The organism is Streptomyces jumonjinensis, from assembly GCF_009600885.1.
GTDB classification, from domain to species: domain Bacteria; phylum Actinomycetota; class Actinomycetes; order Streptomycetales; family Streptomycetaceae; genus Streptomyces; species Streptomyces jumonjinensis.
In genome coordinates this window covers 43,093-53,443 of the sequence record NZ_VCLA01000120.1, presented here as the reverse complement: position 1 = coordinate 53,443, position 10,351 = coordinate 43,093, and the positions used below count along the sequence as shown (strand labels likewise).

General features: G+C 70.6%; 10 protein-coding genes. 6 read left to right on the top strand and 4 right to left on the bottom strand.

What is annotated here, in order from left to right:
- Positions 1-407 precede the first annotated feature (407 nt).
- The gene (locus tag FF041_RS14005; RefSeq protein ID WP_153523150.1) at positions 408-1,211 is read right to left on the bottom strand and encodes a polysaccharide deacetylase family protein; all 804 of its coding nucleotides are present in this window, start codon (positions 1,209-1,211) and stop codon (positions 408-410) included.
- 271 nt (positions 1,212-1,482) lie between these two features.
- On the opposite strand from FF041_RS14005, the gene FF041_RS14000 reads away from it, so the two are divergent.
- Positions 1,483-2,703: an amidohydrolase family protein gene (locus FF041_RS14000; RefSeq protein WP_153523149.1), complete on the top strand. Its 1,221-nt coding sequence runs from the start codon at positions 1,483-1,485 to the stop codon at positions 2,701-2,703.
- A gap of 159 nt (positions 2,704-2,862) precedes the next feature.
- Here the strand turns inward: FF041_RS14000 and FF041_RS13995 are convergent, their stop codons facing one another.
- The 3 genes from FF041_RS13995 to FF041_RS13985 all read right to left on the bottom strand — a co-directional run bounded on the left by FF041_RS13995 (position 2,863) and on the right by FF041_RS13985 (position 5,148).
- Positions 2,863-3,738 carry a glycosyltransferase family 2 protein gene (locus FF041_RS13995; RefSeq protein WP_323391848.1) on the bottom strand — a complete coding sequence of 292 codons (876 nt, stop codon included), beginning with the start codon at positions 3,736-3,738 and terminating at the stop codon, positions 2,863-2,865.
- A gap of 113 nt (positions 3,739-3,851) precedes the next feature.
- On the bottom strand, positions 3,852-4,301 hold the full coding sequence (locus FF041_RS13990; RefSeq protein WP_323391847.1) for an ATP-binding protein: 450 nt from the start codon (positions 4,299-4,301) through the stop codon (positions 3,852-3,854).
- A 127-nt stretch (positions 4,302-4,428) separates the two neighbouring features.
- Positions 4,429-5,148 carry a GntR family transcriptional regulator gene (locus FF041_RS13985; RefSeq protein ID WP_153523148.1) on the bottom strand — a complete coding sequence of 240 codons (720 nt, stop codon included), beginning with the start codon at positions 5,146-5,148 and terminating at the stop codon, positions 4,429-4,431.
- 57 nt (positions 5,149-5,205) lie between these two features.
- Here FF041_RS13985 and FF041_RS13980 point away from each other — a divergent pair, with 57 nt between their 5' ends.
- The 5 genes from FF041_RS13980 to FF041_RS13960 all read left to right on the top strand — a co-directional run bounded on the left by FF041_RS13980 (position 5,206) and on the right by FF041_RS13960 (position 10,056).
- On the top strand, positions 5,206-6,021 hold the full coding sequence (locus FF041_RS13980; protein ID WP_153523147.1) for a class I SAM-dependent methyltransferase: 816 nt from the start codon (positions 5,206-5,208) through the stop codon (positions 6,019-6,021).
- Positions 6,022-6,113: 92 nt separating this feature from the next.
- Positions 6,114-6,755, top strand: coding sequence for a pentapeptide repeat-containing protein (locus FF041_RS13975; protein ID WP_153523146.1), 642 nt, complete (start codon positions 6,114-6,116; stop codon positions 6,753-6,755).
- A gap of 194 nt (positions 6,756-6,949) precedes the next feature.
- Complete coding sequence (locus FF041_RS13970) at positions 6,950-7,894, top strand: LLM class F420-dependent oxidoreductase (RefSeq protein WP_323391853.1); 945 nt, start codon at positions 6,950-6,952, stop codon at positions 7,892-7,894.
- 22 nt (positions 7,895-7,916) lie between these two features.
- On the top strand, positions 7,917-8,702 hold the full coding sequence (locus tag FF041_RS13965) for an SDR family NAD(P)-dependent oxidoreductase (protein ID WP_153523144.1): 786 nt from the start codon (positions 7,917-7,919) through the stop codon (positions 8,700-8,702).
- A 235-nt stretch (positions 8,703-8,937) separates the two neighbouring features.
- Positions 8,938-10,056 carry an LLM class flavin-dependent oxidoreductase gene (locus FF041_RS13960; protein ID WP_153523143.1) on the top strand — a complete coding sequence of 373 codons (1,119 nt, stop codon included), beginning with the start codon at positions 8,938-8,940 and terminating at the stop codon, positions 10,054-10,056.
- Positions 10,057-10,351: the final 295 nt, after the last annotated feature.

The following is a 10,351-nucleotide window of genomic DNA, read 5'->3' as shown; positions in this document are numbered from 1 at the left end:
GTCCCGCAGCAGCAGCGCGGCCAGCAGCGCCCGCTGCTGCGGAGAGCCCGATGGCAGAGCTTCCCCGCCACGCCAGGCGCGCACTGGCCCCAGCACGCTGAAACGCAGGTCGACGACAACCTCGCTGGGCGCCGGACTGCGCTGCTCCGGTACGCGTGGCCCGCTGTCACGGTCCATTGCTGCCCCCTGCCCGAACTGCCGATTCGCACCCGACAGTCTGCCTTGTGCATGGTGGCCCCGTCAGCAACGGGACGCTTCCACATCGCCCATTGCCCCGGCTGGAGGGCACGCTAACCCGCGTTCGTTGATCTTCGTCCTACTTCCTCCGGTATTTCCCGCGGTCTTTACGCCCGGCACACATGTGCGCCGCTGCGGCGCCGCGGCCGTGGCCCTGGAGGGTCGAGCGGCTACGGACGGTAGATCTCGCCGGGGTTCGCCTTCGCCGGCGCGAGCAGCTGGGAGACGGTGACGAAGGTGTAGCCGCGCTCCTTGAGCTTCTCGACGATCCCCGGGACGGCGGGGACGGTCCCATCGTAGATGTCATGCAGAAGGATGACACCGTCCCGGGACGCCTGCTTGAGTATGCGCTGCTCGATCAGGTCGGAGTCGTTGGTGGAGTAGTCCTTGGCGGTGGCGCTCCACAGGATCTGGGCGAGGCCGAGCTCCTTGCTGACCGCGCCGACCTCGTCGTCGGTCCTGCCCTGCGGGGGGCGCATCAGGGTGGGCTTCTCGCCGGTGATCTCGGCTATCGCGTCCTGGGTGCGCTTCAGTTCCTTGCGTATCCCGGCCTTGTCCAGCTTGTCGAGCCGCTTATGGGTCCAGGTGTGGTTGGCGACCTCGTGTCCCTCGTCGGCGAGGCGGGCGACGACCTTCGGGTACTTGAGCACATGGTTCTTGCCGAGGAGGAAGAAAGTGGCCGGAACCTTCTGCTCTGTCAGATGGTCGAGCAGCTCGGGGGTGTCCTTGCCGGGGCCCGCGTCGAAGGTCAGCGCGATGCACTTCTTCTTCTCGCAGTCGACGGGGTCGGCGGCGAGCCCCCGTGCGCCGCCGCCGGAGAGCGGCTTGCCGTCGGCTATCGCGTCGGCGCGGGCGTCGGCGGGGGCGGTGGTCTCCAGGGAGCAGGCGCCGAGGGCGAGGGCGAGACCTGCGACGCCCAGGGCGGCGATGGCGGTCCGGACTTTGATGCCGGTCCTGCTGCTGCGTGCGGGCATGACGGAATTCCCCTTGGGCACATAGAAGTTATGCGCCCGATATGCCTTATATGAGCGCTTTTGCACTATACTTAGCGTCTATACGTGCAATGCATAGCCGGTCCTGAAGACGTGATGGGCGGCCCCGGGGTTCACTGACCGGCGGTTTTACCGGGTCGGGGGTTCTCGGCCGGGGCGGGCGGCCGGAAGCCGGCCGGGGCGGACGGTCGCAGGCGGCCGGTCGTCGCCCGAGTAGCTGACGAACCGTCAGATCGGCGCTACCGTGGAACGCATGGAGACCTTCCCGAAGATCATCTCGGTGGACGATCACACGGTGGAGCCCCCTCATGTCTGGCGGGACCGGCTCCCGTCGAAGTACCGGGACACGGCCCCGCGCATCGTCCGCGCGCCGTTACGGGAAATGACGTTCCTGGGCGGCCGGTTCGCCCCCGTGATGGGCGCGAAGGGCGATGAGGGCCCGGTCGGCGACTGGTGGGTGTACGAGGATCTGCACCGCCCGCTCACCCGGCTCGACACCGCGGTCGGCTACAGCCGCGACGAGATCAAGCTGGAGATCATCACCTACGAGCAGATGCGCCCCGGCTCGTACAGCGTCCCGGAGCGGCTCGCGGACATGGACGTCAACCATGTGCAGTCGGCGCTCTGCTTCCCGACCTTCCCGCGCTTCTGCGGCCAGACCTTCACCGAGGCGAAAGACCGCGAACTGGCGCTGCTCGGGGTGCGCGCCTACAACGACTGGACGGTGGAGGAGTGGTGCGGCCCCGACGCCGGGGGCCGGCTCATCCCGCTGACGCTGATCCCCCTGTGGGACGCGGAGCTGGCGGCGGCGGAGGTCCGCAGAAACGCCGCGCGGGGGGTGCGGGCGGTGGCCTTCTCGGAGATCCCCCCGTTCCTGGGGCTCCCCTCGGTCCACGGGGACGGCTGGGACCCCTTCCTCCGCGCCTGCGACGAGACCGGCACGGTGATCGCCATGCACATCGGCTCATCCTCACGGATGCCCTCCACCTCGGCGGACGCACCGCCCGCCGTGGGCTCCACCATCACCTTCGCCAACTGCTGCTTCTCGATGGTCGACTGGCTGATGAGCGGGAAATTCGAGCGCTTCCCGAATCTGCGGGTCATGTACGCGGAGGGCCAGATCGGCTGGATTCCCTACATCCTGGAGCGCGCCGATGTGGTGTGGGAGGAGAACCGCGCCTGGGGCGGGGTGGCGGAGAAGGTGCTGCGCCCGCCGTCCGAGCTCTTCGCGGAGCATGTGTACGGCTGCTTCTTCGACGACGCGTTCGGGCTGCGGAATCTGGACGCGATCGGGGTGGGGAACGTGCTGTACGAGACGGACTATCCGCACTCGGACTCGACCTGGCCGAAGTCCCGGGAGGTGGGGGAGGCGCAGATGGGCCATCTCGCGCCGGGGGACGTGGAGCGGATCGTCCGGGGCAACGCGATCGAGCTGCTGGGGCTGACGCCGGAGGGGTTGTGGCCGGGCCCTTGAGCCTTGGGCCGCGAGGGGCCGGTACGGGGTCGGCGACCGTACCGGGCCGCCCCGTACCGCGGTGAAAGGCGTACGGCCCCGGCGCTGCCCGTACGGCGGTCGGACGACGGGCGGCCGGATGACGGCTGGTCAGATGACGGGAGGCCGGATGACGGCTGGTCAGATGACGGGAGGCCGGCCGAGGCGGGTCATCCGCCAGACGGTCGACCAGCGCATGGGCTTCCGCGTCCCGCACGGCTGCCGCACTCCCTCGGCGAACCCTCCGGCCCAGGCTTTCAGCCCCTCCCCGGACCGGGTCCGCAGCAGGGTGACCGCGGTCCAGCTCCCCAGATAGAGCGGCACCAGCGGGGCGGGCAGATTCCGCTTGGCGAGCCAGACGCGGTTGCGGGCGGTCATCCGGTAGTAGACCGCGTGCCGGGCGGGGCTGGTCTTCGGGTGCTGGAGCAGCAGCCGGGGCTCGTAGAGGACCTTCCACCCGTCGTCCAGGGCCCGCCAGGCGAGATCGGTCTCCTCGTGGGTGAAGAAGAACTCCTCGGGCCAGCCGCCGATCCGCTCCAGCATCGCCATGGACAGGGCGTGCCCGCCCCCGAGGAAGGTGGTCACCAGCCCGCCGCGCATGGGGTCCTTCGCCCGCAGCCGGGGCACATGCCGGCGCTGGGTCTCCCCGGTCTCGTCCGCGATCCGGAAGGAGACGATGCCCAGCCGGGGATCGGCGGCGTACAGATCGGCGATCCGGCGGAACACATCGGCGTCGATCAGCAGCCCGTCGTCGTCGAGGTCGACGAGCACGTCCACATCGCCGAACTCCCGCAGCCGCTCCATGGCGACATTGCGCCCGCCGGACACCCCGAGGTTCTCGGCCAGCTCGACCCCGGTGACGCCCTCGGGCAGCTCCGGCAGCGGCGCACCGTTGCCGACGACCACGACCCGGGCGGCGGGCTCGTCCTGCATGGCCACGGAGTCGAGCAGGGCCCGCAGCTCGGCGGGCCTGTTGCCCATGGTCAGTACGGCCACACCCACACGCGGTCGCGTCACGACTCGACTCCCACTCCACCATTCGCCTGCTTCCCGAAGCCGCGATGCTACCCACTGGCCATCCACGTGTGCGCGGGCGGCCGGTGCCCGGCCCGACCGGACCCGCCTCGCGGTCAGCGGGCTGCGAGAGCGGCCCGTACGGTCTTGCCGATGTCCGGCCCGGCGCTCCAGGAGAGGCGGGCCCCGAGCCCTTGAACGACGAGCAGCCCCCGCCCGCGCTCCTCGCTCTCCTCCGGCTCGACCGCCCGGCCGAAGCCGGGGAAGGCGGCCACGGGGTCCGACACGTCGATGAGCAACTCTCCGCTCTCCAGGAGGGTCAGCTTCAGGCGGAGTTCACGACCGGGGCGGGCGGAGTGCCGGACGGCGTTGGTGACCAGCTCCGAAACGATCAGCGTGGCGTCCCCGGTGTCCCCCGCCCACTCCCAGGCCGTCAGGTGCGCCCTTGTGTGCGACCGGGCGGCGGCTGCCGACCTCCTGGTCATGGGGTAGCCGCTCGACCACTGGTGCGCGATGGGCGCATTGCTCGTGGGGAGAAGGGGAGCGGGGCTGCTGCTGGAGTGCACGGTGCCTCCTGATCGCTCAATAGGGAAGGCGTTCGCACCATGCCCCCAGCACGATTGAGGGGTGCGGCTTACGCCACAACCCAGACTGGACCGGTGGCCCGGTCCAGTCGGGTTCTCATCAGAAGCCTTACCCCATCGGGTAGTTGTCCCTGCGCTCCCAGTGGGCCGACGGGGTCAGTCCCTCCTCCACGACCAGCGGGCGGTCCTCTCCGTCGTACGCGACATGCAGGTCCACCGCGACCGCCAGCGGAGGCTCCTCGCCGAAGACGCGGGCCTCGGTCCCGGTGGCCAGCCTGACCCGTATGACGTCGACGGCCCGGACCGGGGCCCGGCCTGTCGTGCGGGTCACATAGCGCGTGGTCCCCTCCGCGATCGGGCCGGTCTGCGCCAGGCGGGGGCATGCCTCGGCCAGGTCCCCGGGAAACCAGGCGGAGACCAGCGTCATCGGCGATCCGTCGTCCAGCAGGACGAGCCGGTCACGGCGCAGCGCTGTTGTTCCCAGGGGGAGTTCGAGCAGCTCGGCGATCTGGGGCGGCGGCTCCTCCAGGGCCGGGGAGCCGAGCCTGCGGAAGGGGCGTCCGCCCGAGAGGCGGGTGCTGCCCGACCGCCGGTTCCCGGCGGGGCGGGCGAGCGGGGTCTCGGTGACCCGGAACCCCTGGCCCTGCCTGGCGGCGATCAGTCCGTCGTTCCTCAGGATCTCGTACGCCTTGATGGCCGTCGCCCGGGATACCTTCCACTGCTCGCACAGATCCCGCCCGGACGGGAGCAGCGCCCCCGGCGGAAACTCCCCCTCCGCGATGCGCTGCCGCAGCGAGTCGGCGATCTGCTCGTACTTCAAAGTGGGCATCGGCGGGCACTTCCCTTCACTGGACAGGTGGACCGGTCATGATGGAGCATCTCCTATATGGGATCTGCCCCTCAAATCGCCTCTGAGATCCACGATTTCTACACCGATGCCTATGACGAGGCGGCCCGGCTCACCTCATCGGCCGACGGCGTTCTCGAACGGGTCCGTACGCAGGAGATCCTGCGCCGCCATCTGCCGGCCGCGCCCGCCTCCGTGCTCGATGTGGGCGGCGGCCCCGGTGCTCATGCTCAGTGGCTGATGGAGGACGGCTACCGGGTCCGCCTCGTCGATCCGGTCATGCGGCATGTCGAGCAGGCCGCGGCCCTCGGCATCGGTGCGGAGGCGGGGGACGCGCGGGCGCTCCCGGCGGAGACGGCGTCCTGTGATGTGGTGCTGCTCCTCGGGCCGCTGTACCACCTGCTGGAGCGCGCCGAGCGGGATCAGGCGCTCGCCGAGGCCAGAAGGGTCGTCCGGCCGGGCGGTCTGGTGGCCGCGGCGGCCATCGGGCGGTACGCGTCGCTGTACGAGCATGTGGCGACCACGCTCCTCGGCGGTGAGACCGTCCGTGACGCCGTCGCCGACATCCTGCGGACCGGCCGTCATGAGCCGGGGCGGAAGGGGTTCACGGCGGCGTACTTCCACACGGCGGAGGGCCTCGCCGAGGAACTCACGGCGGCCGGGTTCGGGCAGGTCGCCGTCCATGGGATCGAGGGCCCGGCCTGGGCCTGTCTGAAGGCGGCCGAGCGGCATACGGGAGAGAGCCTCATCGGCTCCCCGATGTTCGCCGCCGCGCTGACCTCCGCGCGGCTCGCGGAGCCGTATCCCGCGCTGCTGGCGTCCAGCTCGCACCTGCTGGCGACCGCGAGGGCGTGACGGGCGGGCACTGGGCGTCCCCGGTGCCCGGCCCTCCTGGGCCGACCCCGCTCACCGGGCCGTTGTCAGTGCCGGGGTGTTCAATCGGGACCATGGCCATCAGGCGTGAGCGCGCGAATGTCGATCCGTACTCCGGCGAGCCTCCCGTCCCCGACGAGAGGCTCGTCGTCCGGGGCGAGGACTGGTACGGAAGGGATCTGTCCGGCCGGAGATTTACGCGCCACACGTTCTACGACAGCGACTGGACCGAGGTGGTGAACGACGGCGCGGTCTTCGACGAGTGCACCTTCTCGGGGGTGAAGTTCAACGCCTCGCGGCATGTGAACGCGGCCTTCACCAACTGTGTGTTCAAACGGTGCGGTTTCTTCGATGTCCGCTTCGAGCAGTGCAAGGCGGTCGGCAGCCTCTTCCAGCAGTGCGACTTCGGCCTGCTGCGGGTGACCGGCGGCGACTGGTCCTTCGTGGGGCTCCCGGGCGCGGATCTGCGGGGCGCGGACTTCGACGGCGTGCGGATGCGGGAGTGCGATCTGACGGGGGCGCGGCTGGAGAAGGCGACCGTGACCGGGGTGGATCTGTCGGGGGCGATGCTGCACAGCGCGAAGCTCACCGGGGCCGATCTGCGGGGGAGTGATCTCTCGGCCCTCGACCCGCGGACGGTGGAGCTGGCCGGGGCGAAGATCGACCTGGAGCAGGCGGCGGTGATCGCGACGGCCCTGGGCCTCGATGTGAGCTGACGCCGGCGCCTGGGACCGCGCGCCGGGGGCTCTGTATCCCGGACGCGTACCCGGAGCCGCGCAACCCGGGCCCCGGGGGATCTCGCTCCGGTCACCGCAACCCTTGTCTGATGGACCGTCAGGTATCACGATGGCTGCCTCGGTCTCGTAGGCGATGCGACGGCGGATCAAGGCGGGAGACCCCGGTGGCCCATGTGCGGATACTGCCCGAAGGCCGGCTCTCGTACGGCATACAGCTCCCGGTCCAGTCGCAGAGCAGGCTCTACGCCGAGCCCTGGGAGGCGGCGGCCGGGGTCGGGGATCTCGCCGAGGTGGCGAAGGTCGCCGACCGGACGGGCTTCGCCTATGTGGCGGTCTGCGAGCACATCGCCGTGCCCCGGCGGCTCGCCGGGGCCATGTCCACCGTCTGGTACGACCCCGTCGCCACCCTCTCCTACCTCGCCGGGATCACCCGGCGGGTGCGGCTGCTCAGCCATGTCGCCGTGGTCGGGCTGCGCCATCCCCTCCTCGCGGCCAAGCAGTACGCCACCCTCGACCACCTCTCCGGCGGGCGGCTGATCCTCGGGGTCGGGGCCGGGCATGTGCCGGAGGAGTTCGCGGCGACCGGGGTCGACTTCGCCCGGCGCGGCCCTCTGCTGGACGAGACCGTCGATGCGCTCCGGGCCGCGCTCGGGCCCGAGGAGTACCCCGAGTTCGCCGGGGAGCGGTTCTCCTTCAGCGGGCTCGGCCAGCGGCCCAGGCCCGCCCAGCCGCAGATCCCCCTCTGGATCGGCGGCTCCTCCCCGGCGGCCCTGCGCCGGGCCGCCCTGCGCGGGGACGGCTGGCTGCCCCAGGGCGACCCGCGTTCCCGGATGCCCGCGAGTATCGCCCGGCTGCGGGCCCTGCGCGAGGCGGCCGGCATCGCCGAACCGCTGGAGATCGGGGCCATCGCCGAGCCCCTCTACATCGGGGAGCCCAGCTGGCCGACCGGCCGGAGAACCCTGGCCGGTAAGGCCGGTGTCATCGCCGAGTCCCTGCGTGAGTATGCCGCCATGGGCGTGGGCCAGATCCAGGTCCGGTTCCGCAGTCGCTGCCGTGCCGAGCTCACCGATCAGATGGCCGCGTTCGCCGCCGATGTCGCTCCGTGTCTCAACGACTGACAACGACCGAAGGGGATCTTCCATGAGCAGCCGTACGGGAAAGCTGGACGGGCGCGTCGTCCTGATCACAGGCGCGGCGCGGGGGATGGGCGAGCAGGAGGCGCGGCTCTTCGCCGCCGAAGGGGCCAAGGTCGTGCTCGCCGATGTACTGGACGACCAGGGCGCGGCCGTCGCGGCGGACATCGGCGCGGAGAGCGCGCTCTACGTCCATCTCGACGTGAGCGAGGAGGACGGCTGGACCGCCGCGGTCGCCGCCGCCAAGGAGCGCTTCGGCCGGATCGACGGGCTCGTCAACAACGCGGGCATCCTCCACTTCAACGCGCTGGTCGCCACCCCGCTCGCGGACTTCGAGAAGGTCACCCGGGTCAATGTGAACGGCGTCTTCCTCGGCATCCGCGCCGTCGCCCCCGAGATAGCGGCGGCGGGCGGGGGCACGATCGTCAACACCGCCTCCCTCGCCGCCCTGGCCGGGATGGCGTATATCGGGGCCTATGCCGCCTCCAAGCACGCCGTCCTCGGACTGACCCGGGTCGCCGCCCTGGAGCTGGCCGCGCAGGACATCCGGGTCAACGCCATCTGCCCGGGAGTGGTGGATACCCCGATGGCCAACCCCGCCCCGGAGGTCACGCCCGCCGCGGTTGCCGATGCCACCGCCGAGGCGTGGAAGTCCGTGCCGATGAAGCGGATGGGGCGGCCCGAGGAGGTGGCGAAGCTCGCGCTCTTCCTCAGCGGCGAGGACTCCTCGTACATCACCGGCCAGCCGTTCGTCATCGACGGCGGATTGCAGGCGGGGATGAACCTGGGGTGAGGCACGGGTGAACCGGCCCGGCGGCCGTGCGAGGGAGCCTCCCGGCCGCCGGGCCGCGCCGCGCGCCGCACCCGGCCGCCGTGCCGCGAGCCCCCCGGTGACGGCCCCGTCCCCTCCTCCCTCAGCACCCCCGTATCTGACGGTGCGTCAACTATTGACGCCACATGCACTCGATGGAACAGTCGGCCCATCGATATCTGACGGTGCGTCAGAAAAATAGGGACGGTGAACCCCCTTGGAATTCGGGATCTTCGTGCAGGGTTACGTCGGCAAGCGCGCCGAGACCGACCCGCTCGCCGAGCACAAGGCCCTCATGGAGGAGGCCCAGTACATCGTTCAGGCGGACGCCTCCGGGTTCAAATACGCCTGGGCCACCGAGCACCACTTCCTGGAGGAGTACTCCCACCTCTCCGCGAACGACGTCTTCCTCGGCTATCTCGCGCACGCCACCGACCGCATCCACCTGGGCTCGGGCATCTTCAACCCGCTCGCCTCCGTGAACCACCCCGTGAAGGTCGCCGAGAAGGCGGCCATGCTCGACCACCTCTCCGAGGGGCGCTTCGAGTTCGGAACCGGGCGCGGGGCCGGAAGCCACGAGATCCTCGGGTTCATGCCGGGCATCACCGACATGGACAGCACCCGGGAGATGTGGGAGGAGACGATCGCCGAGTTCCCGAAGATGTGGCTCCAGGAGGAGTATCCCGGCTTCCAGGGCAAGCACTGGTCCCTGCCCCCGCGCAAGGTGCTCCCCAAGCCGTACGGGAAGTCCCACCCGCCGATGTGGTACGCGGCGGGCTCGCCCTCCTCCTACGCCATGGCCGGGAAGAAGGGGCTCGGGGTCCTCGGCTTCAGCGTGCAGAAGGTCTCCGACATGGAGTGGGTGCTGGAGGCGTACAAGAACGCGGTGCGCGACGCCGAGCCGATCGCCGGTTTCGTCAACGACAACGTCATGGTGACCTCCACCGCGATCTGCGCGGAGACCCACGACAAGGCGGTCGAGATCGCGGTCGGCGGCGGGCTGAACTACCTCCAGTCGCTGCTGTTCCGCTACCACGACACGTTCCCCCGCCCGGAGGGCATCCCGGAGTGGCCGGAGCTGCTGCCGGATTACACCGCCGAGATCATCGAGCTGCTGATCGCCGAGGAGCTGATGATCTGCGGCGACCCGGGCGAGGTGCTCCAGCAGTGCAAGCGCTGGGAGCAGGCGGGCGCCGATCAGCTGACCTTCGGGCTGCCCGTGGGGGTCTCCTACGAGCACACGATGAACTCGATCAAGCTGATCGGCGAGCATGTGATCCCCCATATCGACACCGACCCCGTCCACCGCACCACCCGCTTCCGCGACGCCGGGTGATGCCGCCCACCCGCTGGGGAGCGGGTACGGCGCTCCCGCGCCCCTGGGTCTTGTGTGCGAGCCTCCTTGCCCGGCGCGGGTCCTTGTCGGGGGCCAGCCCCCGAACCCCCGCGCCTCAATCTCCCCCAGACTTCGTCCGGGGGGACCCCCACGGGGCTGATTTTGGCCCCATGGGGCTGGGTTTGCCGGGGCGGAGTGTGCGGGGTCCCGAGGTGCGGGGTCCGTCCTCAATCGCCGGACGGGCTGGGTTTACCGGGGCTGGCTGGGTTTGCCGGGGTCTGGGGGCTCGTCATTG

Coding starts and splice junctions, on each gene's coding strand:
- FF041_RS14000 (WP_153523149.1), top strand. CDS start 1,483: ATGGAGACCTTCCCGAAGATCATCTCGGTGGACGATCACACGGTGGAG.
- FF041_RS14005 (WP_153523150.1), bottom strand. CDS start 1,211: ATGCCCGCACGCAGCAGCAGGACCGGCATCAAAGTCCGGACCGCCATC.
- FF041_RS13965 (WP_153523144.1), top strand. CDS start 7,917: ATGAGCAGCCGTACGGGAAAGCTGGACGGGCGCGTCGTCCTGATCACA.
- FF041_RS13980 (WP_153523147.1), top strand. CDS start 5,206: ATGGGATCTGCCCCTCAAATCGCCTCTGAGATCCACGATTTCTACACC.
- FF041_RS13975 (WP_153523146.1), top strand. CDS start 6,114: ATGGCCATCAGGCGTGAGCGCGCGAATGTCGATCCGTACTCCGGCGAG.
- FF041_RS13985 (WP_153523148.1), bottom strand. CDS start 5,148: ATGCCCACTTTGAAGTACGAGCAGATCGCCGACTCGCTGCGGCAGCGC.